Origin of the sequence: Psychroflexus aurantiacus (assembly GCF_010820555.1) — a bacterium.
GTDB lineage: Bacteria > Bacteroidota > Bacteroidia > Flavobacteriales > Flavobacteriaceae > Psychroflexus > Psychroflexus aurantiacus.
Genome location: NZ_JAAIKD010000003.1, coordinates 150,536 through 175,149, shown reverse-complemented (window position 1 = coordinate 175,149; position 24,614 = coordinate 150,536). Strand labels below are relative to the sequence as shown.

Annotated in this window: 27 protein-coding genes; 8 read left to right on the top strand and 19 right to left on the bottom strand. The window is 39.4% G+C overall.

Going from position 1 to position 24,614, the window contains the following annotated elements; translation table 11 throughout:
• Positions 1-17: 17 nt before the first annotated feature.
• The 3 genes from G3567_RS13340 to G3567_RS06250 all read right to left on the bottom strand — a co-directional run bounded on the left by G3567_RS13340 (position 18) and on the right by G3567_RS06250 (position 2,453).
• The gene (locus G3567_RS13340) at positions 18-221 is read right to left on the bottom strand and encodes an SHOCT domain-containing protein (protein WP_205521194.1); all 204 of its coding nucleotides are present in this window, start codon (positions 219-221) and stop codon (positions 18-20) included.
• Entirely contained in the window at positions 178-351 is a 174-nt protein-coding gene (locus tag G3567_RS13335) for a TM2 domain-containing protein (RefSeq protein WP_205521193.1), read from the bottom strand. Before G3567_RS13335 ends, G3567_RS13340 begins: the two co-directional genes overlap by 44 nt.
• 395 nt (positions 352-746) lie before the next feature.
• Complete coding sequence (locus G3567_RS06250; protein WP_164004472.1) at positions 747-2,453, bottom strand: DUF885 domain-containing protein; 1,707 nt, start codon at positions 2,451-2,453, stop codon at positions 747-749.
• Between the two features lie 371 nt (positions 2,454-2,824).
• On the opposite strand from G3567_RS06250, the gene G3567_RS06245 reads away from it, so the two are divergent.
• A complete protein-coding gene (locus G3567_RS06245; protein ID WP_164004471.1) occupies positions 2,825-3,592 on the top strand; it encodes a DUF4382 domain-containing protein in 768 nt (255 codons plus the stop codon).
• A gap of 515 nt (positions 3,593-4,107) precedes the next feature.
• Here the strand turns inward: G3567_RS06245 and G3567_RS06240 are convergent.
• From G3567_RS06240 to G3567_RS06215, 6 genes are all read right to left on the bottom strand, one after another.
• On the bottom strand, positions 4,108-4,440 hold the full coding sequence (locus G3567_RS06240; RefSeq protein ID WP_164004470.1) for an antibiotic biosynthesis monooxygenase: 333 nt from the start codon (positions 4,438-4,440) through the stop codon (positions 4,108-4,110).
• A 241-nt stretch (positions 4,441-4,681) separates the two neighbouring features.
• Positions 4,682-5,152 (bottom strand): VOC family protein, encoded by a 471-nt coding sequence (locus tag G3567_RS06235; RefSeq protein ID WP_205521192.1) that lies wholly within the window; start codon positions 5,150-5,152, stop codon positions 4,682-4,684.
• 69 nt (positions 5,153-5,221) lie between these two features.
• Positions 5,222-5,818, bottom strand: a complete 597-nt coding sequence (gene sigZ / locus G3567_RS06230) for an RNA polymerase sigma factor SigZ (protein WP_164004469.1) — start codon at positions 5,816-5,818, stop codon at positions 5,222-5,224.
• 169 nt (positions 5,819-5,987) lie between these two features.
• A complete protein-coding gene (locus tag G3567_RS06225; RefSeq protein ID WP_164004468.1) occupies positions 5,988-6,839 on the bottom strand; it encodes a TolB family protein in 852 nt (283 codons plus the stop codon).
• A 23-nt stretch (positions 6,840-6,862) separates the two neighbouring features.
• Positions 6,863-9,037: an APC family permease gene (locus G3567_RS06220; RefSeq protein WP_205521191.1), complete on the bottom strand. Its 2,175-nt coding sequence runs from the start codon at positions 9,035-9,037 to the stop codon at positions 6,863-6,865.
• A 56-nt stretch (positions 9,038-9,093) separates the two neighbouring features.
• The gene (locus tag G3567_RS06215; RefSeq protein ID WP_164004467.1) at positions 9,094-9,270 is read right to left on the bottom strand and encodes a hypothetical protein; all 177 of its coding nucleotides are present in this window, start codon (positions 9,268-9,270) and stop codon (positions 9,094-9,096) included.
• A gap of 335 nt (positions 9,271-9,605) precedes the next feature.
• Between G3567_RS06215 and G3567_RS06210 the strand changes: the two genes are divergently transcribed.
• The 7 genes from G3567_RS06210 (at position 9,606) to G3567_RS06185 (ending at position 13,020) form a co-directional block, all read left to right on the top strand.
• Positions 9,606-10,196, top strand: coding sequence for a hypothetical protein (locus G3567_RS06210; protein WP_164004466.1), 591 nt, complete (start codon positions 9,606-9,608; stop codon positions 10,194-10,196).
• The gene (locus G3567_RS06205; RefSeq protein WP_164004465.1) at positions 10,193-10,492 is read left to right on the top strand and encodes a winged helix-turn-helix domain-containing protein; all 300 of its coding nucleotides are present in this window, start codon (positions 10,193-10,195) and stop codon (positions 10,490-10,492) included. Before G3567_RS06210 ends, G3567_RS06205 begins: the two co-directional genes overlap by 4 nt.
• Positions 10,493-10,582: 90 nt before the next feature.
• Complete coding sequence (locus G3567_RS06200; protein WP_164004464.1) at positions 10,583-10,915, top strand: potassium transporter KefB; 333 nt, start codon at positions 10,583-10,585, stop codon at positions 10,913-10,915.
• Between the two features lie 56 nt (positions 10,916-10,971).
• A complete protein-coding gene (locus G3567_RS06195) occupies positions 10,972-11,259 on the top strand; it encodes a hypothetical protein (RefSeq protein ID WP_164004463.1) in 288 nt (95 codons plus the stop codon).
• Positions 11,260-11,445: 186 nt separating this feature from the next.
• The gene (locus G3567_RS13330; RefSeq protein ID WP_205521190.1) at positions 11,446-11,778 is read left to right on the top strand and encodes a hypothetical protein; all 333 of its coding nucleotides are present in this window, start codon (positions 11,446-11,448) and stop codon (positions 11,776-11,778) included.
• A 33-nt stretch (positions 11,779-11,811) separates the two neighbouring features.
• The gene (locus G3567_RS13325) at positions 11,812-12,546 is read left to right on the top strand and encodes a DUF4153 domain-containing protein (RefSeq protein WP_205521189.1); all 735 of its coding nucleotides are present in this window, start codon (positions 11,812-11,814) and stop codon (positions 12,544-12,546) included.
• Between the two features lie 270 nt (positions 12,547-12,816).
• Complete coding sequence (locus G3567_RS06185) at positions 12,817-13,020, top strand: dodecin family protein (protein ID WP_164004462.1); 204 nt, start codon at positions 12,817-12,819, stop codon at positions 13,018-13,020.
• A gap of 160 nt (positions 13,021-13,180) precedes the next feature.
• Here the strand turns inward: G3567_RS06185 and G3567_RS06180 are convergent, their stop codons facing one another.
• The 10 genes from G3567_RS06180 to G3567_RS06135 all read right to left on the bottom strand — a co-directional run bounded on the left by G3567_RS06180 (position 13,181) and on the right by G3567_RS06135 (position 24,397).
• Positions 13,181-14,095: a M14 family metallopeptidase gene (locus tag G3567_RS06180; RefSeq protein ID WP_164004461.1), complete on the bottom strand. Its 915-nt coding sequence runs from the start codon at positions 14,093-14,095 to the stop codon at positions 13,181-13,183.
• Positions 14,096-14,205: 110 nt separating this feature from the next.
• On the bottom strand, positions 14,206-15,255 hold the full coding sequence (locus tag G3567_RS06175) for a glutathione synthetase (RefSeq protein ID WP_164004460.1): 1,050 nt from the start codon (positions 15,253-15,255) through the stop codon (positions 14,206-14,208).
• Entirely contained in the window at positions 15,252-17,099 is a 1,848-nt protein-coding gene (locus G3567_RS06170) for a flavohemoglobin expression-modulating QEGLA motif protein (protein WP_164004459.1), read from the bottom strand. Before G3567_RS06170 ends, G3567_RS06175 begins: the two co-directional genes overlap by 4 nt.
• Positions 17,100-17,329: 230 nt before the next feature.
• Entirely contained in the window at positions 17,330-18,349 is a 1,020-nt protein-coding gene (locus G3567_RS06165) for a sodium:calcium antiporter (protein ID WP_164004458.1), read from the bottom strand.
• Positions 18,350-18,617: 268 nt separating this feature from the next.
• Entirely contained in the window at positions 18,618-19,739 is a 1,122-nt protein-coding gene (locus G3567_RS06160) for an AI-2E family transporter (RefSeq protein WP_164004457.1), read from the bottom strand.
• Between the two features lie 109 nt (positions 19,740-19,848).
• Positions 19,849-21,012, bottom strand: a complete 1,164-nt coding sequence (locus G3567_RS06155; RefSeq protein WP_235923500.1) for a baeRF7 domain-containing protein — start codon at positions 21,010-21,012, stop codon at positions 19,849-19,851.
• Between the two features lie 297 nt (positions 21,013-21,309).
• A complete protein-coding gene (gene ligD / locus G3567_RS06150) occupies positions 21,310-22,125 on the bottom strand; it encodes a non-homologous end-joining DNA ligase (protein ID WP_164004456.1) in 816 nt (271 codons plus the stop codon).
• Positions 22,122-23,129, bottom strand: a complete 1,008-nt coding sequence (ligD, locus tag G3567_RS06145) for a non-homologous end-joining DNA ligase (protein ID WP_164004455.1) — start codon at positions 23,127-23,129, stop codon at positions 22,122-22,124. Before ligD (G3567_RS06145) ends, ligD (G3567_RS06150) begins: the two co-directional genes overlap by 4 nt.
• Entirely contained in the window at positions 23,126-23,722 is a 597-nt protein-coding gene (locus tag G3567_RS06140) for a DNA polymerase ligase N-terminal domain-containing protein (RefSeq protein WP_164004454.1), read from the bottom strand. Before G3567_RS06140 ends, ligD (G3567_RS06145) begins: the two co-directional genes overlap by 4 nt.
• Before the next feature lie 42 nt (positions 23,723-23,764).
• Positions 23,765-24,397, bottom strand: coding sequence for a protein-L-isoaspartate(D-aspartate) O-methyltransferase (locus G3567_RS06135; protein ID WP_164004453.1), 633 nt, complete (start codon positions 24,395-24,397; stop codon positions 23,765-23,767).
• Positions 24,398-24,614: the final 217 nt, after the last annotated feature.

Below are 24,614 nucleotides of genomic sequence, written 5' to 3'. Positions count from 1 at the left end.
AACTACGAGAAAAGCTCCTACAACAGTTCTCTTTTCTTTCTGTTGAATTCTTCCTCTGAAATGATCCCTTTCATCTTCAAATTATAAAGCTTTTCAATTTCTTCACTGGAACTGTTTGTAAAATACGTATGCTGCTGTACTGAAAATTCCTTGTTGTACTTATAATCAAACGTCCTTTTATCCATCACCAGAAACACAATAAAATCTATAAAAAGACACAAGCAGAGGGATTAACGTCCAGCTGAATAAAAGATACAAAAACCCCAGGCCAACCTGGTTGAGGTAAAACCGGTGGATGCCGATACTTCCTATGAAAAAGGCTAAAAGTCCAGCAGCAGTCTTGTCTTTCATGATTTTATTTTAATATAAATTAAATATAGCAACATTATTGATTAAAATTATCTTTCTATTTAAACAATCGTAGCTTTTCAACTATTTAGAAAATAAAAAAGACTAAAACTCTCAAAAGGAGAAGATTAAAAAAATGATAAATATGAAAACAACAGTTGCTATAGAAATAGTCCAGCCTCTTCGGTGCTCTTCCCGAGTGCGTTTTGCAATTTCTTTTTTCAGTTGATTTAATTCTTCCTCACTTAAATTATGATCTTGAATTTGGCTTGTCTGTTTCGATTTTGAATAAATACCTTCTCGACGATTACTTTTGAATTTCTGTCGTTTAGAGGATAACATCGAGCGATTTTGTTTCATTCGATTTATCATATCAAAGACATGACCCGAGCCAAAACTCATTTTACTTCTTCAATATAAGCTTCAATACGTCGTTCCAGAATGGGTAAGGTAACCACACCCTGTTCGAGAATCACTTCATGAAAGTCTCTGATGTTAAATTTTGGACCAAGGGTTTCTTCGGCTTTCCGTCGCAACTCTCTTATTTTGATTTCTCCAATTTTATAAGACACCGCCTGTCCAGGCCAGGAGATATACCGATCTACTTCGGTGTTGATATTATGCAAGGACAGCGCTGTGTTTTTTATAAAATACTCCACAGCCTGCTCTCGGGTCCAGCCCATGGCATGAATACCGGTATCGACAACGAGTCGACAGGCACGCCATTGCTCATAAGTTAGTTTTCCAAAGCGCTCGTAAGGGGTGGTGTAAATCCCCATTTCGTCCGCCAGAAATTCAGAATACAAGCCCCAGCCTTCTCCGTAAGCCGATAAATACATATTTCTGCGAAACTGGGGGATACTATCGCCAAGTTCGGCATTCAGTGCATTTTGTAAATGATGTCCGGGCACAGCTTCATGGGCCGTTAAGGACGGCAACACGTAAAGCGGCCTGTTCGGTAAATTATAGGTGTTGACCCAATAGTAACCCGGCTGAGTGTCATTGGAAGCCCCAATATAACGCCCGGTAGTATATTTAGGTGCAATGGCATCCGGAACTTTAGCCACACCGTAAGGCTTCCTCGGTAAAGTTTTGAAATAGGCTGGAAGCTTGGCATCGATACGCTTGGCGATATCGCGTGCTTCTTTCAGAAGGTCTTCTCCGGTTTTAGCATAAAACTGCTCATCGGTTCTTAAGAAGGCAATAAATTCATCCAAACTGCCGTCAAAGTTGACCTCTTCAACAATAGATTTCATTTCCGCGTTGATGCGGGCCACTTCCTTCAAGCCAATGTTGTAAATGTCTTCAGCGGTCAAATCCAAAGTCGTGTAGTAATTCAGTCTGTTTTGATAATAAGCCTGGCCCATTGGCCCTTCTGAAACGCCTAAAGTGGTTTTGGTGCCAGGAAGATATTCGGTTTCAAAAAAGGTTTTAATGCGTTTGAACTGTGGAATGACATTGGTTTCAATCGCTAGCCTGGCAGCTTGGAGGACAGAATCTTTCTGAGTTTCAGACAAAGTGGATGGCAGCTTTTCAAAAGGTTCGAAGAAGTAACTGTCTTCAGCTTGATCCACGATTTGTGAATCGTAAGTGGATGCATAGCCTTCAAAAATAATTCGGGGTTGTGAGATGCCCAACTTTAGTCCTTTACGAAGCAGTTTCAAATGCTGATCTGTATAGATAGGAATGGCATTGAGTGTATTGAGGTAGGCTCTCACCTGGTCGTAAGTGTTGAGGTCTCTGACGCGGTAAGACAAACTGAGGTGAAAGCCGGAATCAGAAAGCAACGGATTTAAATAGGCTTCGTAGGTATAAAAATCTACAGTTTCCTGCAGTTTGAATTTCAAAAGGGCCAGAGAAATTTGCTCGGTTTCTGAAAGCTTACTGGTATTGATTTCATCTAAATCATTAAGGATTTCTTTTGCAAATTCAGCTTCCTGCTTGTAATAGGCTTCTGTATACAATCCTAACGGATAGACTTCTCTGTCATAGCCTGTATGTGCCTGGTAGGTTTTGATGATAGAATCCAGGGCCTGCGATTGAGTTTGACTCACTGCTGAAAAGCTTACTGCAATGGGGATCAAAAAACATAAAACTAATTTCATAGATGCTATTTTAAACTTTAAAGATAAGTCAAGCATTTGAAACGAAAGCCTAATCCAGGGAAGCTTCCTCCTAATTCTTGTCCTGATAACAGGAATTACAGTCCGGAAAACACGTTTAAACGGATTAAGAATAGGTACAGTAGGTATTATTATCCAGCATCCTAGTCCAGAATTCTTAATGTTATGGAAACTACAGCAAACATTTTTGCTTATGAATAAGGTTTTGAGCATTAAGCTATTACAAAGGAAAGGCTGGGGTCTGATAAAAAAACTTGAAAAAATCCGTATCTTAAAGCTAGGGTGATTCGCTTTTGCATTGTTATATTGATAGAAGACAGTAATTGTCTTATAAATTTTAAAAACAAAAACAAATGAAAAATTTATTTAAACTTATTTTAAGCGTATTTGTAGTATCAGCAGCCTTAATCAGTTGTGATTCTGACAGTACAGCAGAAGGTACATCGGGTATGTCTGTTCGTTTAGTTGATGCTCCGGGAGACTATGAAAATGTATTCATAGATGTCGTTGGTGTTGAAGCTATTGTTGACGGTGAAATTGTAATGCTGGATACCAACGCTGGTGTTTATGATTTGCTTACCCTTACAGGTGGTAATTTTGTAAGCCTTGTGAATGAAGATATCCCGTCTGGAGATTTGAGCCAGGTTCGTCTTGTTTTGGGTGCAGATAACAGTGTTGTCCTTAACGGTGGTGAAACCATAGCGCTTCAGACCCCAAGTGCTCAACAATCAGGTTTAAAACTGGAAGTAAATTATGACTTGCAGCCAGGTGTAACCTATGAATTTATCATGGACTTTAAAGTCGATGAGTCTATTGTTGCACAAGGCAATGGAGGTTACTTGCTAAAGCCTGTTATTCGTATCACAACAAGTGCAGAAAGCGGTGCCATAGCTGGTTCTGTTGAACCTTTTGATACTGAAACTAAAGTGACTGCAACCAATGATGCTTCAGGAGAAGAAATCAGTGCGTACACAGATGAAACAGGTGAGTTTTTACTTTACGGAGTTCCTGAAGGAACGTATACCTTAGAAGTAGAGTCTGAAAGCGGTCTTACTGCAACTGTAAACGACGTAACGGTCGTGATTGGTGAAACCACTGTCCTTGAAGTTATAGTGCTTTAAGACATAGTTTAAAACCAGAAGGTATTAAAACCACTCTTTTAGAGTGGTTTTTTTATGGAATCAAATTCGAAAACAGGAATTTTGATTTTAGTTTCTGGAAGCGACTGCGCTTATGACCACGATCAGCATCAGAACCGCAAGAATGATAAAGCGTAACTCTCCCAAATCCTGACCGGATGTTGAGGTACAGGAGATCAACGAAATCATCAAAATTAAAAAAAAGAGGCTGTTTTTTTTTCATGTGAATCAACTTCAAAGCTTAAGATATTCATTTTAGTCTTTGACCCGAATAGCTTGAATTTTTGAATGCTTCTGTTTTATAAGCAGGTATTGATTCTTACTGTCATAATTTAAATGACTGAAGTGATAAATGCCTAAGATAAGATATACAAAACCACTCCAAAATATAAAATATTCTTTCGAGAATAAAGTCAGAATCCAAAGGGTAATAAATAATAGACCTGATATGAGGTTTGCATACAGTCTTTTTTTGGAATGGTTTATCTTCATTTGCTTTATAAAACGAGTTCAGTTTTCAACTCAAAATGTTCGGCAGTTGCCTCATACCGCTCTAAAACGCGTTTTGCATGTTCAGGAATATAGGCCTGCTCAACATCTTCTCCTGCAAAGGCTCTGACCGAATCCATGTTATCAAATTGAAGCGTAAGAAAGAATTCGACTTCATCGGTTTTGGTTTTAGTGGCAATGCTCACCTTTTCGAGTCCGTCAATCCCCTTCTTTTTTATCGTCGGAAACACGTCATTCACTAAAAGCGCTTCATACACAGGCGCATTTTCTAAAGTCGTCCAGCCTTTCCAGGTTCTTATGATTTTTGATGTGTTATTCATGTGGAATGCGTTGAAATTTATAAGAGTTAGACACAGCTTAGATATTCATCCTATTACGTCTTGCGAAAAACCCAACTTTAATGTAGCGTTTTTCTGTTTGATAAATCATAATACCACAAAAATCTTGTTCCCTTTTCTTCAATTTAATGCCTTAGTTTCGAAAATGACAGGCCTGGTTTAATACTATTTTCTCATGCTATTTTTGCCCTGCTCTAAGAGTATAGTTTCCACTCTCAAAAGTCTATTCCAAAAGCTTAGTCGTTTTTAGGTCAGCACTTTTTCCATCGTTTCCAGTCCATTGCTCCATGACTTCAGGCGCCGGTTTTGCATTGATACCCTCACCGTAAACCGTAGCTGTACCGTGGGTGAAAAAAGCTTCCCAATCCACCCCCTGAGGATCTGTTATCCAGCTTTTTTGGGATTTAGAATAGCAGCAGGTGCATTCTCCTTCTTCTCTTAGCGTCCCTTTTGCTTTTTGCATGTTTTCATACACCTGCTGCAATTCTGCTTCGGTTTCCAACTGTAAGCCCAGGTGTTCAATACCATGTTCAGTATGCCCTGTTGAAATGGCAAAATTTATTCGCGGGTCTTCGAGCATCCATTTGGCATAATCACCTTTTAAAAGGCTGGGTTGCTGGCTGAAAAGGGCATTGTAAAACGCAGTGCTTTCTTCAATACTTTTTACTCTGACGTGAATGTGAAATCGTTTCATTGTTCTTGATTTTAAGTGTTACTATTTAACTATACAATCAAGACGCAAAGGGTTTAAAAAAGACGCAACTTAGCGTTCAGTTTTTTTAATAATTTTTTGTAAGGGCTCGCAACTTTTTTTGATTTGAAAGGAAATCAGGCTTCCCTGTTTATCGGTTTCAAAATGACAGCAGGTCACAAATTCAGCTTTCAGCAATTTTCTTGCGCGTTGAATGCGCGATTTTGTTGCTGATAAGCCAAGATTAAGTTTTTTGGCGATGTCGGCCTGTTTCATATGATCAAGGTCTGAAAGCTTCAACGGAATAGCATATTCTTCCGGTAAAAAATTGAGCATGGGAAGAATGAAAGTTGTCGCTTCGGCAAAAGCTGCGTTCTCATCTTCGTTATCTAAGCCAGTAAGATCGTCTACTCCTGTAAACTTTTTCTGTTTACGGTAATGGTCGGTAATCGTGTTTTGTGTAATTTGAAATAGCCAGCTTCTTATATTTCTCACTCCTGAATTTGAAATGCAGAAATTATAAACCTTGATCAAAACGTCTTGCAAAATATCATTTGTCAGGTCCTGGTCTTTAACTCGTTTCAGAATAAAATTTCGCAATTCGTTTTTATGAGTTTGCCAAACTGCTGGAACATCACAATTCGTTTTTATACCTGCTTGCGTTGTCATTGAAATATTCTGTTTTTTTTGAGGCTTTTGTATGGCTCATGCTCCCTATAAAAATAAGCTTTTATCTGATTTCTTGAATTATAAATGAAAAATTAAGTCAGTTATGAATAAGCTCTGGCGGTGGGCATTTCAATTTAATAGACGCAAGGGATAGTGAAGTCATTAAAATTTAGCCGTTTTCATACGAGACAAAGGCAAATCGTCTGCCGTCTGGTGACCAGGAAGGCACATTGATGCTTCCTTGTCCGCCAGTGAATTCACATAAGGTTTTAATGGTGTTTGTTTGCAAATCAAAGAGTCTTAAGGCAACCCTTTTCATTGGCGGGTGGGCCTCCTCCTGGTCTTCCAGGTAGGATAAAAACACAAAAGAACCTCCCGCCGGGGAAGGATGTGGAAACCAGTTGGAGTACCCGTCACGGGTCAGTTGAGCCTTTTGACTGCCGTCTGTTTTCATTCTCCAGATTTCCATGCTTCCGGATTGCATAGAGTTGTAGTAAATGTAGCTGCCATCGTGAGAATAATCAGGGCCATCATCCAACCATTTACCGCCAGTTAATCTGGTTTCTTTCCCTCCCCGGAGGTCGATGCTGTAAATATCAAACCCTTCTTTTCGCTTGGCGGTATAGACCAAAGTTTGACCATCTGGCGACCAGCCGTGCCAGAATGAAGCTTCTTTGGGGGTGATGAGTTTGGGGGTGCCACCTGATTCTGAAAGTATATAAATCTTAGAGGTGAGCCACTGCTCTTTACCTGCTGCCTGGATAGCGTCAGCAGAACTTATGACTATCTGTCTGCCATTTGGCGAAATACCGTGGTCGTTGTTTAAGTCTTTGGCAAAGCCCGTGTCAACCTCAGTTTTCTTTTTTGTTTTCAAGTCCAACTTAAAGAGCCGACCCTCGCCATTCAATAGAAGATACTCGTTATTTCTACTCCAGTTAGGCGCTTCAAAATGTCCAATTTCATCATAAATCACTTCTCTTTGGTCTGTGGTTATCTCATAAATTTCTAAAATTGATTTCATTTCTTTTGCATGATTAACGGGTATCAATTTTTATTTTGCTGATCGTCATCCTCTTCTTCCTCCACTTCCTCAGCAGGGCTGTCTTCAGGTTCGGTATCTTCTTTCTGAACGCGTTCTTCGAGGACGACCAATAGGGGACATTCAATTTTGTCACTGATTTCTTCTCGTATTCTATTGATGAAGTTTTCCCGTTCCTTGGTATTAGCCTCTACCAGGATCACAAGATCGTCAGACCCACTTTTTTCCTCTACGGCTTCAGATATGTTACTAACCTTTACAGAACCTGTCTCAATCTGCTTTCTTCGAACTCCAGCCTGTTTTAGCCTGTTAAGAGCTTCACTTTTCATGTTGGAAATATCTTTAGCTTCTTCGTTTTCAGAGTCTTCTGAATTTTCGGGGCTTTCAATAAACATCAGGCTAGCAGGCAGGTTACTGGCTTTGGTTAATTCATAGATAACCGTTGCGTATCGTTTACTGAGTTGATTGATATCATAGACAGGAATCAGCAGTCGGTTGAGTTCGTCGATGGGTTTTACCACGAGTAGGGCCTGACAGTCATATTCTAAGATCACGTTGTCGATGGCCTGAGACACATCGGGAGTGAATACCAATTCGGTTATGACGTCAAAGGACTCATCTTCCAGTTCTTTTTTGACTTTATCCAGCTCCTTTTGAGATTCTCCATCGTCCTCTTCTTCAAATTGTTCAGGACTGATTTGTTCCTTCAGTTCCTTATAACCCAGCAGCAAAACTTCAAGGTCTGTAAAATTCCGCAAAATGGCTAACGGAATAGGCTTCTCAAGAGGAAGAGCAATGGGTAGCAAAATCCGTGGCTGACGCAACTGGGGTTCAATATGAGGCGGGGAGGGGTTGGTGAGCGTTTTTCCCTTGGCAAAAGCCAGATAATACAAGGCGCTCACCAGAAGAACACTTCCTCCCAGCATCAGTGATAAAGGTTTCATGAAAACTATAAGTCCAAATCCAGCTAGCATACCTATTGCGGGGATAACAGGATAGCCTGGCGTTTTAAAACCAGGGACATACCAAACCGGTCGTTTTTTACGCAATTTTAAAACACAGGCACAAATAAGTCCGTAAATCACCAAGTGGAGTAAGGAGGCCGTTTCTGCAAGAACTTCCAGTTTCCCTATAAATAGAATTCCAACAATGGGCAAACCCACCAAAACTAAAGCGCGATGAGGTGTGCCAAAACGTTCATGTATGGAAGACACCCATGCTGGTACAAGCCCATCCTTACTCAAGGCAAAAATGGTTCTGGAAGAGCTGAGGATGGACGCATTCGCACTGGAAAAGGTAGCCAGTAAACCTGCAAAAAGCACAATCAAAGCACCGATATCCCCAATGAGACTTCTAGCGACTTCCACAATAGCGGTTTCTCCCAGATCTTTAAGTTGATCTACAGGAAGTACAGAATTGGTTACAAACAGTGCTAAAAGATACAGGCTGAGAACGATAAGCACACTAGCCACCAAAGCCCGAGGCAGATTTCGCTGAGGATTGATGATTTCTCCTCCCACCGTTGCGATTTGAACAAAGCCCAGGTAAGAGGTGAAGATAAGTGCAGAAACCCCAAAGACGGGGCTGTAACCCATGGGTGCAAAAGGTGCTGGTAAACTAGACTCCCCTATAATTCCTAAGGCCTGGAGCACACCGTACATAAATAAAAGTGTCAAAATTCCGGTGAGTACCAAAACCACGTTATTCTGTAATCTTCCGGCGCTTTTGGTTCCCAAAACATTGATAAAGGTAAGAAGCAGTGCAGTGGCTAAACCGATAAGAATAATAGGGTCTCCGGGTTGGTAACCGATTTCTTTGAGTAAATCCAACAGGTAGCTCCCAAATCCATAGAGGTAAAAGGCACTGGCAAAGACAAGACCTAACCACTGTCCAACCCCAATGAGCATTCCCCAGAAGGGGCCAAAGGTTCTGGACACGAAATAATATCCGCCGCCGCTTTCAGGCATGGCCGTCGCCAGTTCGGCCGTAGATAAGGCCACAATAAAAGCTATACTGCCGGCAAGCAGGAAAGATAACATGGCGGCTGGACCGGCCTGCCCCGAAGCTATACCGGGAAAAACAAAAATTCCGGCTCCCACCATAATGCCAACACCAATGCTGATTGCTACGCGCAGGGAAAGTGTTCTGGATAGGGAGGAGTGATTAGTAGTCTTGCTCAAACCTTGTTTTAAATCGATTTGTTTTTACTAGTAAAACTTAATTTAGTCTTTGTTTTTCAGGTTCTTTCTCTGAAAGTTACATCCATAAATAGAACCTTGGTGAGCTGTACTGCGATTTGAACGGCTATTCCAATCAGAGCAAAAATTCCGGCTCCAATCATTGCGCCAACTCCAATGGAAGTTGCACTCCAAAGGCCCATTGTTTTTTTATTGCTATTTTCTTTTGATGACATTAAAAATTTGATTTTAAAATGAAAAGCGATGTTACTTTTTATTCTTGAAAAGATTCCAACGCGCAGTCACCTTAGACAAATGTAAAAATATTTAGTATTCTTAGTCGGGTATTTTAGAACTGTTTACAAACTGGTCAGGAGGAGAAAATCTATTAAACAATTTTTTATGTAGCTCATTTAAAGATAAAAGGGGGAGTACATTTAAAATCGAAAACCTGAGTTATTTTTTTTAAACTAAGCTCTACTCTTCAAGCTTACATGGCTATCTATATTTTTTTAAAAGATGGATAATCATATCAAATTAAATATTAACTTTGTATCACAAAGTACTTTCTATGAAAACGGAAAAAGATTATCTTAACGACTTAACAGAGATTCGCTCTCTTATGGAACGCTCCTCCAAGTTTTTATCGCTTACGGGCTTTTCCGGTATACTCGCCGGTGTGTACGCTTTAGCAGGGGTTTACGTGGCCTATATCTGGATTTATGATTCAGACAAATCGGCAGACGTTTTGAGTATTTTTAGTTTAGGAGTGCTGATTCTGGTGCTGGCCTTATCCACTGCAGTTGTTCTGTCTCAGAAAAAATCAGCTAAAAACGGGGAACGCCTTTGGAATCCAGTTGCCAAGAGACTGGTGATGAATCTTGCGATTCCGCTGGTTTCTGGAGGTATTTTTATCCTGATTCTTTTTTTGAAAGACAGACTTGAGTTGATAGCGCCAGCCATGCTCATTTTTTATGGGATGGCGCTTGCCAATGCCGGTAAGTTTACCTTTGAAGAAGTCAAGTTTTTTGGAATTATAGAGATTTTACTGGGATTGATAGCAGCCTATTATACGGATTACGGACTTTTATTCTGGGCTATTGGATTTGGATTTATGCATATTGTTTACGGTATTTATATGCATTGGAAGTATGAACGATGAAAACATTTATAAACGATTTACATAAAGCCTTTGAAAGCAGGGTTCGTTTGGGAATCATGGCTGCACTGGCGGTAAACGACACCCTGGACTTTAACGCGCTTAAAGATTATCTGGAAGTCACCGATGGTAACCTTGCCAGTCATCTCAAGGCTTTAGAAAAATTTGGGTTTGTAGAAGTTAGAAAAGCATTTGTGAAACGTAAACCCAATACAAAATACAGCATGACTACCTCGGGAAAAAAAGCTTTTGAAACCCATATCAATGCTCTTGAACACCTGATTAAATCGCAGCAATAGACGCTTATTTTATCCGTGCAATCCGGATTACAAAGTGAAACCTAAAATTTAATGCATTATAAATAAAGAATCAACCTTAAATCAAAACTTATGAGACAAAATCAAAATTTAGACAGAAGTCTTTTCAGCAGACCGCTTTTATATAAAGCAATGCTGGGTGCAGGAATGGCATTCATACTTATCCTGGCCTTCATTACAGGGGCAGAAACTCAGGCGGACTGGCCCGAGTACTGGAGGGTTCGACCAGTCATCATTACGCCTTTATTTGGTGCTTTTGGGGGAGTGTTTTATCACTTTACAAGTCAATTGCTGCCTCAGATAAGCATCCCCAAACCGATAGGGTATATCCTGGGTCTGATAGGTTTTGTGATAGCGCTATGGCTGGGTTTCGTTTTAGGACTGGCCGGAACGCTTTGGGATTAAGCCACTTTTAGATTATTAACATTTCATAGCCTTATTCATTTAAAACAGTAATCAAGATGAAAACAAAAAAACGGTTTTTCATTATCCTGCTTATAGTAGGATTCATACTTCTTATTCCTTTTATAGCCATGCAGTTTACAGACCAGGTGAACTGGGAAGCATTTGATTTTTTAATCATGGGAGCGGTTTTGCTGAGCGCGGGTATTCTTGCCGAGTTTGTTCTTAGACAGGTAAAGAATACTGAATACCGTATAGGTATTTTAGCTATTCTCTTAATGCTCTTTCTTCTGATCTGGGCAGAATTGGCTGTAGGCATATTTGGGTCTCCATTTGCAGGAAGTTAATTGAATAGCTCAACAGGATACTCGAACGCTTTTAATCTGAGGGGACTATGAGAAATCAAATTTTAAATGCTTTGAGCGAGCCTCAGAAATTGGAGGAACTCTACCGATCCGATAAAACTAAGTTCCGCAGGATCTTCAAACGTCTCTATCCGGAACTGAAAGAGGTTCCAATGGCTAGGTTTTGGCATGAAAGACTCAATTTTCGACAAAAAAACGACGAGTAAACCCACTGTTAAAGAGATTTTAAGTGTGGTATTGCTGGCCTTACTGGCAGGGAGCATGGCTAAACTGCCATACATTTTGAGTATAGATGAGGAATTTTTCTATCCCCGAAATATAGGCTTTATCATTTTTCCCGCTTTAGCAGCTTACGTGGACTTGAAAAAAAGACTATCGCTTCTTAAAGTCATCAGTACAGGTTTGGTTTTCATCCTTTTTGCTATTTATATAAATCTTCTTCCGAAAACCCTAAGCGATGATATGCTCATGTTAGTTTGCATTCATCTGCTCGTACTGTAGTGGTTTGTTTTTGCTTTTAGCTTTGTTGGAGACATGAGAAATCATCTGGAAGAGCGTCTTTTTTTTCTAAAGTTTAATGCCGATCTGATTGTGATGTCGGGTCTTTTATGCATTGCTGGTGGTATTTTAAGCGGGATGACTGTTGGACTTTTCAACTTTATTGGTTTGGATATTGAAAATTTATATTTTGAATACATCGCTATATACGGTCTTGCTACCGTTCCAGTTTTGGCAGCCTATCTCACGCAAAACAACTCCAATTTAGTCGGTCGGGTTTCTCCCGTCATCGCCAGGATATTTAGCCCAGTCGTACTGGTCATGCTGGTGATTTATCTGGCAGCAATCTTCTATGCCGAAAAGGACCCCTTCTCAAACCGGGAATTCTTGCTGATTTTTAATTTACTACTGATTGGCGTTTTGGCGATCTTATTTTTTTCTGTTTCAGAAAATTCCGCATCTAAAAAAAGCAACCTGGAGTATGCGGTGCTTTTCTCACTTTCATTAGTCACGACGATTGTGAATCTAATCGCATTACTGGCTATACTGATGCGTATTTCAGAATGGGGGTTTACACCAAACCGACTGGCGGTTCTTGGTGCAAATGTCTTATTTCTCATCCATTTGATTTGGGTAGGTTTTGGACTTTTCAGGGTATGTATTCAAAAAAAGAAGCCTGAGCTTGTTGAGAAAAGCATCGCTTATTACCTTCCGGTGTATGGGATATGGGCCTTCATAGTCAGTTTTTTATTTCCATTGATTTTTGGATAGATTGATATTAGATTCAGAAGTAAGAAGGGCAATGCGCAAAGAAAAGGAAACATAAAGCCGTTCTTAAGTTTTTTTTAATTCCTTACAGGGTTCTCTATTATGCCAGTAGTCTGTCAGACTATTCTAATGGTAGCTAAATACGGGAACTAACACCTTTAAAAATAGAGTTTTAAGATATTATTTTAACTTTTTGTTATAGTTCGTTAAATACAATTCGTTTTCTTATTGTTTTTGTTATTTTAGTAGAGAACCATTAAAAAAACAAACATTATGAGCATTGTAAAAGTTATAGAAGTATTAGCAACTTCAGATAAAAGTTTTGATGACGCTGCACAAAATGCAGTAACTGAAGCCTCAAAAACCGTAAAGAATATACAATCGGTTTATATTAAGGAAATGAATGCCAACGTGACTAACAATCAAATCGTTTCTTATGCAGTAAATGCAAAAGTTTCTTTTGAAATTGAAAGCTAAATCGATTTCGTTCTCCTAGTAAAAGCGGTAGGATTTTTAATCTTGCCGCTTTTTTTTGAATAAATTTTGAGTTTCCAGTATTCTATTTCTCTTCAATTTAACCGGAAACTGTCCATAGCAAAAGTCAAAACCAGCATTTCATCAAATCATTACTTTTACTTTATTCTACTTCTTCAATCACAAAAAAGCCGTCATTTCCCTGTGACTGATAAAGCGGCATAAAAATTCTTGCCTCCCACTCACTTCTAACTTCATTCCCGTTTTGTTTAGCCAGAAGTTCTCCCTTTTCAATCTTTTGAAAATTTTCATACCCGGGTTCCATTTCAAAAATGTCTGAATCTTCAAGCCCGTGTCTGTGAATCAGTTCAAAGGTTTTTTGCTTGGGCGCATTTTTTTCGGCAAATCGATTGACGCATTTCGGATAGGTTTCAATTTTTGAAAGATCGAGATGGCAGGCTTCTTTTAAAGCCAGCCAGATGACCCCTTCATGATTTTCCACAGAAGTTTCATCTTCGTGTTGTCCGGCTTCGAATACAAAGCCCGTCATTCCAATTCGACTGAGGTAATGATCTATATCACCGGTAATGATATCGCTGAATCCGCGAATAATGTAGGTAGGAAATTTATGCGCCCACTCATCATTATCATTGACGACCTGGACAGAAATATAGGGTAAACTGGGGGAGGAGGTGGTATGGCAATCCAGGAAATAGCGTTTGGTAAATTCTTCTTCGGGATACTGATTCAGAACACCAATAATTTCCCACATCTCTTTCTGCTCATGGGTTTCGGCTTTTTTCTGCTCAATGTTTTCTTTGGTCCATACCCTGTTCAGGTCTTCGTCGATGTAACGCTTGTTTTGATTAAGTGCCTTGTGATTTCCAGAAATACCAACCAGTTTTCCTTCGATGTCGGGTTTGCTTCTTTTCAGCTGTTTAAAAACTTCTTCCAGGGCTTTTACACCACTGGGTTCGTTACCGTGGATTCCTGCGCTTACAAAAAGCAGTGGACCTGCTTTATCGCTGGTATATTCTCCTATTATTCTTGGGATATGTTGATCGTCTTGTTGACTCATTTTTCAATGGTTTTAAAATTTTAATACTAGTAGCTAGCGTACGAGGTTTGAACTCGTAGAAACTAATACATAAACTTTAGATCTCGTCTGGAGGTCTGTTCTGTAGGCATTTACTCCATGCAGGCAAGTTCCCTGTTTTTTAATTGGTGGCCGTAAAGCTTTTTATATTCCACTTTACGTTCAATGGCTTTCACAATGACAGGGGTAAAGTCGGGAAGCCCTACTTCGTCGAAATGCTCCATACCGCCAGGGCTCAATACGTTGATTTCTATCAATTTATCATCTACTACATCTAAGCCCACAAAGAAAAGGCCGTCGCTTATAAGCTTGGGAGCAGTTAATTCAACTATACGTTCCATTTCCGGGGTCAGATCACTGTGGTCTGCAGAGGCTCCAAGCGCAAAATTACTTCTGAATTCACCTTCACCACTCACACGCCTTATGATGGACTGCTTATCCTCCTTTACCATAACCCGACCGTTCATCAGCAGGATACGCACATCCCCATTCTTGACGTCTGGTAAGAACTCCTGAGCGATGATATACCCATGCTGACTGATGGTTTCAATGATTTGATTTAGGTTTTTTTGGTTCTCATCCACAAGAAACACGTTTTGCCCACCAGAACCTTCCAGGGGTTTTAAAACCATTTTTTTATTATTTTCTTCCCAGAATTTCAGAATGTCTTTCTTATTTCTGGTAATGATGGAATTTGGTTTTATTTCCTGAGGAAGTTCTTCAAAATAAAGTTTGTCTATAAAGGCCTGAGACAGGGCATACGCATCGTTTAAAACCAAAACGCCTTGCTGCTGTACGAGTTTTCCAAAAGCAATACCGGCATGTTCAGCCCATTCCCGACCTGATCCTTCCTCGGTGGGATTGTTTCTGATGAATAATACATCCAAGTCCTGAGAGGTTATATTTTTTTGGAGGGCTTTCGAATTTTTTAAAGCCTTCAAATAGTCCTGAGCAGTATCGATTTTTGCATCTTTAGGAACTTGAGTACTGTTGATACGAATAGGTCCGCCATGATGAAAGTTGAAATCACCAACGCTCATGGCATAAACGTCATGCCCGCGGTCATGGGCGGTCTTCATGATCATGATAGAGGTTCCATACCTCTCATTTTCAATGTCGTTTAATACAAAGCAGATGTTCATTTTGTTATCATTTTTGAGATGGGAAGCCCATCTCTGATTGAATTTAATTTTTCAGTTACGTCTTCGGTCATTAAATAACTTGGCCGAAGCGCAGCAGGTTCTAATATTTTTCTTTCGGTTAGTTCATTTATAATTTTAGTGTGCTTTAAGGCAAATTTTCCGCCCAGTAAGGGTTCGTATTCTCCACCATTCTGAAGATGCTCACGCAGCTGCACCAGACCTTTTAAATAAATAATGTCTTTTAAAAAACCGCCTCCCTGCATAATTCTGGAAGTGATATTGAAGGACCGTTCAGCTGAAAAGCCGTACTCCAGTTTTAAGAGATTGAATATCTCCTGAAATCTGCCTCCTTCCAATCGGGCGGAACCTGCAATAACTCGTCCTGCCAGGGTCCTTAACCTATTGGCCGTTAATCCGCCTACCAGATATTCAGACATGACTGCCAGGCCTTCCTGAAGCGGGTCATAATCTGCCAGGCCACTACTCAGCAAATCCAGGGGTTGGCGCATACCGTTGTAATAGGTGAGTATATGCGTACCCACCTCATGCTGGATGAGCGCCCTGGCTTCAATTTTGTTCATTCGGTAGTCAGCAGGTATGTAAAGCTCACCCTTATTTACCATCATAATGTTTACATCCTTACGAATGTGAATCTTACTTTTAAAATCTTTATGCTGTTTCGAAAAATAGTCAAATTCTCTGCGTGCCAGACTGGCAAAGCCTTTGGCATCTATAAAGTCTTCATTTTCATTTTCCTCTTCCTCATCTACTTCAGTGAGTATTGATTTAGCCTCGTTATTCAACTTTCGGCTAATTCCTTTGTAAAGTCGTATGCTGTTATAGAAAAAATTGGAAGTTCCACGTTCATTCAGCATGGTGATTTGATGATCCAATTCCTCACGTTTTTCTCGAAAAATATGAGACATGGCCGGGTCATCGATGTCTTCAATTCTAAGGTTATACAGTTCTCTTTTCAGAATATCGGGATCGATAGGGAGAATACGATAATGGTAATCCAGAACCTTTTCGTAATGACTTTCAAAAAAGCTGGTTTTGATGCTATGAATATTAGCAGGTGAAACCAACCATAAAAACTGATAAGAGCGTTCTATTTTTGCTAAGGCCTTATCGATCTCAAAGACCTTATCCTTTAAGTGTTCTCTACCCATCGACAAATAACTCTCCATTCTACAAGAGGTGTGAATCCGCACATAATCAAAGATGATTTTATGAATAGAATCCAAAAGATAGTCTTTAAACTGCCTTAAAAACACAGGATAAACATCACCGTCTTCACTGCGGTAGACCGGTGGAACTTCCAGTCCCAAGACGACAGCTCCTAATCGTTTTGCATCCTCAACGCTCATGAGTTCGGGATCTCCCTCTTTCTGGCGGTTTGGAGTGTCCTGAACTTTAATTTTTAAATCCAGGGCTTTAAATTTTTTGTTTAACTCGTTCAGCTCCTCTTCCAGCACTTGAACCGTGCTCCTTATTTTTGTAGCCGGAGCTTTTATGCTAAAACAAGTGCTGGGCTCTCCAGCGTAGATTTCAAAAATCATATAGGATTTAAAATCAGTGCTAAGCCTTTTGACCAGGGCGTGAATCAGAGTTTGGTAATCTTCAAAGTTCTTCCGACCAATCAGCAGGTAAGAAGCTTCACTTAAGACTAATTTCTCAGTACCTGCATCCGCCTCCCTTTCTCTGTAAACCATCAAATAAGGCAGGTTTTCTTCGATATGAAGTAAGCCTCCGCCAGGTAAACTCGCACTTATTTTTCCCTCTTCATCAAGTGTTTTTAAAATCAGTTCTATCGATTTTTTTGATAATTCAGATATTTTCAGCATTTCAAATCTTATTCTGGGTTGTCATTAATTATTTAAGAAAACAGACGTATGTCTTCAACTAAACAGTGAACACTTCTAAAAATAAAAATAAAATAAGACATAAGCGTCTGCAGCCTCAGTTTAGGTTTTATTTATGAGATAGGGCAGGGTGGTAGCAGGGGTTAACTACTTGTGACAGTATTTTTCTCCCCGAAGCATCGAATAAATCTACCTGCGCCGACTAGGGATTTTTAAAAAAAAGTATATAGGACCACATTTCCCAGGAGGAAAATTAAAATGATGAGGGCGCTTTCCCAGCCAATATTTCCTATGCCTTTGCGTTGCCTGTGAAGCAAACCCATAATTAAGATACTCGCCATAAGCATGGTCATGGGTACGAGAAAGGATTGATAGGTTGTGATATTATGCAGAATACTTCCGTCCTGATAGGCTATATCGGAAAAAGCAACAAAAAGCACATCAAAAGAATTCCCTCCAATGATATTGCCAACGGCAAGGGCGAGTGCCTTCTGCCTTACAGCGGCTAAAGTAACGATGAGTTCCGGAAGCGATGTGGCTATGGCGGTGAATATGGAACCAACGAAGCCTTCACTCAATGCAGTGGCATTCGAAATGCTGATTCCGGATATACCAATCGCATAGCCTGAAAACCCGACCAGAATCGACAACAACACAAATTTGATGATAAGATGACTCAATTTTGTTTTTTTGATATTTTTTTGATCCGGAGTGTCTTCAACAGTAGAGAGAGTAATTTTAGGATTCCACATCGGTTTTTCTTTTGCCATGGAAATCATTCGGGTTCCAAGCAAATAGGCGATAATGATAGTTATGGAAATGGGGTGAATGTTGAATAGCGTGTAATTTGGACTCGCCACACCCAGTAAGACGAGAGTCAGTAAACCGATAAGCAAAACGCCTTGCATTAAATTAGTTAACGAGGCAGATGCATGTTCCAGATTAATCTTTCTATAGGTAATATCTGCAATGGAGAGAAAAAGAGTCTGGGCTGCAATTCCTCCTATCGCATTGCTGATAGCCAGTTCAGGATGGTTGTTGTAAGCCGCTGAGACGGAGGTGATAATCCCAGCAATAGAAGTAACTCCCCCTAAAAAGACAGCACCTACCAAGGCTCCACCCAGGCCCGTTTTATCTGCGAGCTGATCTGCATATTTTGTCAGTGCAGTTCCGGCAACAACGATAACCAATGTTGCCACACTGAAAATTATAAGAGACAGGGTTAAACTCATGCGTTAAGGTAAATTTTTTGTATTTCAAAACAGGTCATGGTATAATTCCTTTTCTCAGCATTCCTTTTTAGGGCGAAAGTTTGATGTAGTTCTCAATTTCAATATTTTTTTTCCACTTAAAATTCAACAGGTATTTAAAAAAATAAAGTTTTTCAACCCAATAATCCTAAAGCTCAGATACTATTTTTTGTGAATTTCCAGTTCCTTAAAATCAGACTCGAATGTAGCAAATGAAGTTAGAACTATTTTTTTTTACTCACTTACTCACTTACTCACTATTTCCGTTTCCCTTCTCTCGTCCCATAATTTTATTTTTCCAGTAGGATAAAAATTTCAGCTTAGCGCCACTTTCTTCGTAACCTATAAGGAAGCCTGCCGGTTTAAGTTCCGGAGTATGATCAAAAATTATTTTCATGACTCCAAACAAGGGAACAAATAGGATCAGGCCTGCAAAGCCCCATATCGCTCCCCCTAAAACGATGGCTATAATGATAAATAACGGACTTTGTTTGACTTCAGACCCAATAAGTAAGGGCTCTAGCACATAACTTTCGATGAGTTGAATAATAATAATCAGAATGGTGAAGGATATGATTTCAGTAGAATTTTGACTAATTACCAGCATAAAAAGTATAGGTAAAAGTCCACTTAAAAAAGGACCGATATAAGGTATAATGGTTACCAAAACTCCGAAAATAAGCAGGAGAGCAGTATACTCAAGATCATAAGCCAGGAAGGTAATAGCGTACATTAAACCCAGGACGAACATCACTTGAATTCTTCCCCACAAATAGCGATTTGCCACATTTTTGGCTTTATCCAGAATTTGCTTGGTGTTTTGTTTTTTCTCTTCAGAAATATATTTCATGAGAAAGCTGTGAAATTTCTTTCGGTTGATCAGAAATAAAAAAACATAAATCAGCGTAAGTAAAAAGCTAACGAGAATATTTATGAACTCGCTAAAAACATTGGATAGATGGGTTTGAACCTGTTTGAGCATGCCGTAAAGGCGTTCGTTGAACATTTCATTTTGCTGCTTGAGGGTGAATCCTGTAGAATCCACAATTTGCTGTCGAACTTTATCTACAAATCCAAATACATCGCCCTTACGTTCCAACAGGTCATTTATAAATAGGTTGAGTTGACTGAATAACAAGAAGAAAAGTCCGCCAATGACAATAAACAGGAGGAATGTGCTAAGGAATGATGCGATAATTCTTCCCAGGTTTAGTTTGTTCTCCAGAAAGTTGCAAATGGGTATCATTAAAGTTGTTAAAAATACACCGAAGGTTAGGGGTATCAAAAAAGGCGCACCATAGTATAATCCAATAATCAATAAGAAGGAGAATAATAAAACCGAATTTATTTTTTGCAATTTACTTCTGGCCATTTTTTTAGAGTTTGAACTAAGATAGGTTTTAAATCAAAAATGACAGGAAATAGTGGTTTAAAACCAGCATGGTTTCCTGTCATTTTAGCTATTTTATAAAAAAGATGAATTAATATCTATAGACAGCATTTACTGTTTTATGATTCTCATCTGGCATCTCTTCCTTTTCTAGGATATAGATACTTCCGCCTTTCTCAAACACTTTTATGGCGATGAGGTTCAATAACGACACATTAGAATCTGTAAGTTCTTTTTGAACATTAGCTTTCTGCGTACTGCTATCGTATTCGCCAAATAGTTCAGCTCCGTTTTGTACAAAAAGGGTGTCAATTTTACCTTCTATCGCCGCTTTAATAATCATATTGACATCTGCAGATGCTTTTCCTGTTCCGATATACTCATTATAAAGCTTCAGTTTTTCTTCACGGGTTTTATTAAAGTAAGGTTGTAATAAATCCCATGCTTCGTCATGTAGCTGATGTATATTTTTATCTTCAGGATTTCCTGATACATGTTCTTCATACAGATTATTGTAGGAGTTTACCTCTTTATAAACAGGGAATTGAAAATCCTGGCAACACACGACCAAAGGCGGATTTTGATCCTCATGTAACATCTCCATGATGCCATCATTTACGGCTCTAAAGTAACGCTTCATCTCATTTAAGGCTTCTGCATTTCCTTCGCCGGCACCATGATACATACCTGCCTTGTTATCGCCTTGTTGTCCGGATCTGAACTGAAGGTTTTTTTGTTCATAATCATAACCCACTACATCTTCTAGTCTCGAAGGAACTTCTTCGGGAGTGATAACTTCTGTCATGGTGTGTCGTGTACCCTCGTAAAATTTAACTTCATCTGCTTTCAGAGTGAGAACATAAAATAAGCCGTTACCATTGAATAAAGGCATCAACGGTTTTAAATAAAATTCGTCGGATACGTAATTGAATTCTTCAAAATGAACGGGTACTGTGTACTTTTTGAAGTTGTTTTTTGAAATGAAAAGCGCCAAGCCATCCGATTGGTGTCTCCAAAAATCACTGTCGTCCACGAGCTTATTTACAGGCTCTACGAACTCTTCAATTTCTTTATCACTTAAACCCAAGTTTTCAAGTTTTGCTTTAACCTTTTTAAGCTGTGTTTTAAGTTTAATTTCGTCATGCCCTTCCAGGGTCTCTTTTCCTGCACGATGAGTAGGAATAAATATAGAGACACAAGGAGATTCATGATCGCTTGCTAGTTTTAAAACTTCGTTTTTTGTAATCATTGCCATTTTATTAGTTTTTTTAAGTGGTTGTAATAATTGACTACAAATTCATTTGTAAATGAATTTGCAACTTGCTTCAAGCTAATAAACACAGAGGCTACCACCTTCTATTTAAGAATATTTTAAAATAAATTGACGTAGATTGTCTCTTTGCCGTTTACTTATCTGTACAATCCGGCTTTGAACAAATATCCTGGTATGTTGAGATGTGTCGAAAATCATTTCAGTTGAAATCAAAAAAAATGAATCTCCTATAGGTGCCGTCGGGATGTAGCGAGAACTTGTTTTAAGAGTAGTCTTGTCTCACCCATTTTTTTGTCCCAGGCGTCTGAAAATATTAGAAAACCGATACTGGTCTGGCTTTTTGATTTTAGATAATTCTTCCCAGTCTAAGGGTGTAGCAACACCAGCTGATGGAATCGGTCTAAGGGAATATGGACAAACGGAAGTCTGACCGTAGGCATTGCGCAGGTAATCGATAAACACTTTATTGTCCCGGTTATCTTTTCTGGTAGCTGTAGTCAGGATTTCAGGATGTTCTTCTTTCATCTTTTCAGCAAACGATTTGGCTTCTTCCCGGCGTTCATCAAAATCTTTGGTTCTCCTGATGTCATACCAGACATGAAACCCACTTTTCCCTGTGGTCATCACATGAGGGTTTTTTCCTTGTTTTTGTAGGAAGGCACCAATGTTCTGTGTAGCCTCTTTCACTTTTTCAAAAGCATCTTTAGGAGGATCTAAATCAAAAATAACTTTGTCAGGTGTATTTAGTTTTTCTTTTTTTGATAACCAAATGTGGAAGGTTATGACGCCCTGATTTGCTAAATAGATAAGCGTTTTTTTGTCATTGCAAATCACCTGTGTATTACGTCCCTCTTTGGTTTCTATGGAAATGGTTTCTATAAACTCCGGAAAATAATCCGCCGCGTTTTTTTGATAAAAACCGTCAGATTCAATGCCATCCGGAAAGCGCTGAAGAGTGAGTGGCCGGTCCTTAAGGTAAGGCAGCATTTTGTCAGCGATCTTGTCGTAATAGGTTACCAGATCCAGCTTGGTAATTTCCCTGTCCGGAAAAATGGGTTTGTCGGGGTGTGATATGTCGATGTCTTCTATTTTCATTTTGGGACTTCTTTAGTTACCTGTTTTGCTTCTTTATCATCGCGAATGCCTAAAAATCGGGGATGACGTAGCTTATTATTGTCGGTCCATTCTGTGAAACCAAATTCTCCAACATAGTTCGGTTTGATCCAGTGATTGAATCCGTTTTCGTCGTCACTAAAATTTTCAAAAGGACTGGAATCCTGTTCTATCTGATCAAATTTTTTTCGCCATTTCTTAAGAAACTCATCGTCATATCCGGTTCCGACTTTTCCAGCGTACATCAATGCATCCTCTTCGTAATAGCCAACAAGCAGAGCTCCAAAGCCCACGCGTTCGCCTTCAGGCTCGGTAAAACCACCTATGACCAGTTCCTGACCTTTAGCGCATTTAAACTTGAGCCATTTTTTGCTACGGCTGTGTACATAAGCAGACTCCCCGTCTTTAGCAATAATACCTTCCCAGCCTTTTTTACAGGCTTTTTCATGGTAGGTTTTCCCGTCTTCATTGCGATGAGAGACATAGCGAATGGGGTCTTCCCAGTTAAGCACTTCTTTCAGAACTTTTTTTCGCGTTTTCAAGGGAAGTTGCTCGAGTGCAAAATCCTGATAATACATGATGTCAAACACATATAAAAAGACCTTCACATCAGAGTTTTTCGCTTTCTCTGAATTCTTGAGTTGCATTCTATCCTGTAACTTGCTGAAACTGGTTACATCTCCATCAAAAGTGACTATTTCACCATCCAGAATAAGATTAGGATAGTTTTCTTTTTCCAAAGCTTTTTCAAACTCAGGATAGGTCGAATTCAGTTGCTTTTCATTTCTGGAAAAGATAGAAACCTTTTCATTTTTGATTAAAATTTCACAGCGTTCGCCGTCCAGTTTTCTTTCATAAATCCACTGCGGATCATCAAAGTAATCCTCCGTTAACGTAGCAAGCATGAGCGGCATAAAGCCCGATAACTTTTTCTTTTCAGCTTTTTTTAAAACCTCTTCTGCCAGGATGTCTTTCAGAGCTTTCATGAGTCGCTTTCTTCTTTTTCAATGGCATCCAGGGTCCTTCCTGTTTCAACACTTTTTGGTTCGGTGCTGGTAGGGTTTCGCCGCGCATCGGCTTCATCATCTTCCATTTTGATGAGTAACCAGTTACCTTCCATTTTTCCGCTATCCATCTCGACCAAAGCATAGCCCCCTTTCAGTTTTTCTCCATGCAGCTTAATTTCAATCGTTCCTTTTTTTAAAGACTCCTTGAGACTTAAAGCATTTCCATCTTCATCTTTTTTGATGTTTTCAAAGGTGCCCTTATCCCAGATCATAACCGTTCCGCCGCCATATTCCTCTTCTGGAATTACGCCTTCAAAATCTGCATAATCAATGGGATGATCACCAGTAGGTATCGCCATTTGCTTATCGCTGGGATCAGTGCTTGGTCCTTTTGGGACAGACCAGGACTTCAGGGTACCATCTATCTCTATTCTGAAATCGTAGTGAAGCTGACTTGCATCGTGTTTTTGAATGACAAAAATCGGTTGATCACCACTGCTTTTTTTCTTACTCCCCATAGGCTCGTCAGTTTTATCAAAATCTCTTTTTTCTTCATAATTCTTATGTCCCATCTTTGTTTGTTTTTATTACATTAAGGATTGAAATCTCCAGGTCTATTCTTTTTGAGCCTGACCGGTCATAGGAACAAATCTGACCATCAATAAATCTTTTTCTTCGAACTTATCTTCTTCGAGGCGCTCTATTAGAACCAACCGTTGCGAAGAGGTTCCTACAGGGGCTAAAAGTTTACCGCCAATTTTCAACTGTTTTTTAAGGGTTTCAGGAATTTTTGGGGGTGCTGCTGTAAGTTGAATCGCATCAAAAGGCCCTTTTTCCGGCCAGCCTTCATAACCATCAGCGTGGCGGGTCTCTATATTGTCGTGATCTGTTTTTCCCAGATTTTCTTTAGCCAAATCGGCCAGCCACTCTATTATTTCTACCGAATAGACCTTGTTAACCAGCCGAGATAGTACGGCAGCATTATAACCGCAACCTGTTCCTATTTCAAGGACCTTGTCATCTTCTTTCAAATCTAAAGCCTGGGCCATATAAGCAACGATATAAGGCTGACTAATCGTCTGAGATTTACCTATTGGCAAAGGACTATCCTGATAAGCTTTGTCCTTCATGTCATCAGGTACAAAAAGCTTTCTATCCACTTCCTCCATAGCTTTTAAGACTGCCGGATCTTCAATATCTCTGTTTTTAAGTTGACGTTCTATCATGTCTTTTTTTGTACTCATCATATATTATTTTTTAATAAATCATCCTTTCATTGAACTACAGCAACTGAATTCATTTTTTCACTAATTTTTAAAAGCATTCATTGCAAAGCGCTTCGCAAGAAGGAAAATTTATAAATCACTGACACGCTATACTTTGCGTCTTTTTTACTCATTTTTTCTGAATTTGTTTTCAATTACTAGTATATGCTCTTTTTCTAATCTTAAGCTTTTTACTAAC

Bases quoted from the DNA above. Each gene is read 5' to 3' on its own strand.
- G3567_RS13335 (WP_205521193.1), bottom strand. From the start codon at position 351: ATGAAAGACAAGACTGCTGCTGGACTTTTAGCCTTTTTCATAGGAAGT.
- G3567_RS06250 (WP_164004472.1), bottom strand. From the start codon at position 2,453: ATGAAATTAGTTTTATGTTTTTTGATCCCCATTGCAGTAAGCTTTTCA.
- G3567_RS06245 (WP_164004471.1), top strand. From the start codon at position 2,825: ATGAAAAATTTATTTAAACTTATTTTAAGCGTATTTGTAGTATCAGCA.
- G3567_RS06240 (WP_164004470.1), bottom strand. From the start codon at position 4,440: ATGAATAACACATCAAAAATCATAAGAACCTGGAAAGGCTGGACGACT.
- G3567_RS06235 (WP_205521192.1), bottom strand. From the start codon at position 5,152: ATGAAACGATTTCACATTCACGTCAGAGTAAAAAGTATTGAAGAAAGC.
- sigZ (WP_164004469.1), bottom strand. From the start codon at position 5,818: ATGACAACGCAAGCAGGTATAAAAACGAATTGTGATGTTCCAGCAGTT.
- G3567_RS06225 (WP_164004468.1), bottom strand. From the start codon at position 6,839: ATGAAATCAATTTTAGAAATTTATGAGATAACCACAGACCAAAGAGAA.
- G3567_RS06215 (WP_164004467.1), bottom strand. From the start codon at position 9,270: ATGTCATCAAAAGAAAATAGCAATAAAAAAACAATGGGCCTTTGGAGT.
- G3567_RS06210 (WP_164004466.1), top strand. From the start codon at position 9,606: ATGAAAACGGAAAAAGATTATCTTAACGACTTAACAGAGATTCGCTCT.
- G3567_RS06205 (WP_164004465.1), top strand. From the start codon at position 10,193: ATGAAAACATTTATAAACGATTTACATAAAGCCTTTGAAAGCAGGGTT.
- G3567_RS06200 (WP_164004464.1), top strand. From the start codon at position 10,583: ATGAGACAAAATCAAAATTTAGACAGAAGTCTTTTCAGCAGACCGCTT.
- G3567_RS06195 (WP_164004463.1), top strand. From the start codon at position 10,972: ATGAAAACAAAAAAACGGTTTTTCATTATCCTGCTTATAGTAGGATTC.
- G3567_RS13330 (WP_205521190.1), top strand. From the start codon at position 11,446: ATGAAAGACTCAATTTTCGACAAAAAAACGACGAGTAAACCCACTGTT.
- G3567_RS13325 (WP_205521189.1), top strand. From the start codon at position 11,812: ATGAGAAATCATCTGGAAGAGCGTCTTTTTTTTCTAAAGTTTAATGCC.
- G3567_RS06185 (WP_164004462.1), top strand. From the start codon at position 12,817: ATGAGCATTGTAAAAGTTATAGAAGTATTAGCAACTTCAGATAAAAGT.
- G3567_RS06180 (WP_164004461.1), bottom strand. From the start codon at position 14,095: ATGAGTCAACAAGACGATCAACATATCCCAAGAATAATAGGAGAATAT.
- G3567_RS06175 (WP_164004460.1), bottom strand. From the start codon at position 15,255: ATGAACATCTGCTTTGTATTAAACGACATTGAAAATGAGAGGTATGGA.
- G3567_RS06170 (WP_164004459.1), bottom strand. From the start codon at position 17,099: ATGCTGAAAATATCTGAATTATCAAAAAAATCGATAGAACTGATTTTA.
- G3567_RS06165 (WP_164004458.1), bottom strand. From the start codon at position 18,349: ATGAGTTTAACCCTGTCTCTTATAATTTTCAGTGTGGCAACATTGGTT.
- G3567_RS06160 (WP_164004457.1), bottom strand. From the start codon at position 19,739: ATGGCCAGAAGTAAATTGCAAAAAATAAATTCGGTTTTATTATTCTCC.
- G3567_RS06155 (WP_235923500.1), bottom strand. From the start codon at position 21,012: ATGGCAATGATTACAAAAAACGAAGTTTTAAAACTAGCAAGCGATCAT.
- ligD (WP_164004456.1), bottom strand. From the start codon at position 22,125: ATGAAAATAGAAGACATCGACATATCACACCCCGACAAACCCATTTTT.
- ligD (WP_164004455.1), bottom strand. From the start codon at position 23,129: ATGAAAGCTCTGAAAGACATCCTGGCAGAAGAGGTTTTAAAAAAAGCT.
- G3567_RS06140 (WP_164004454.1), bottom strand. From the start codon at position 23,722: ATGGGACATAAGAATTATGAAGAAAAAAGAGATTTTGATAAAACTGAC.
- G3567_RS06135 (WP_164004453.1), bottom strand. From the start codon at position 24,397: ATGATGAGTACAAAAAAAGACATGATAGAACGTCAACTTAAAAACAGA.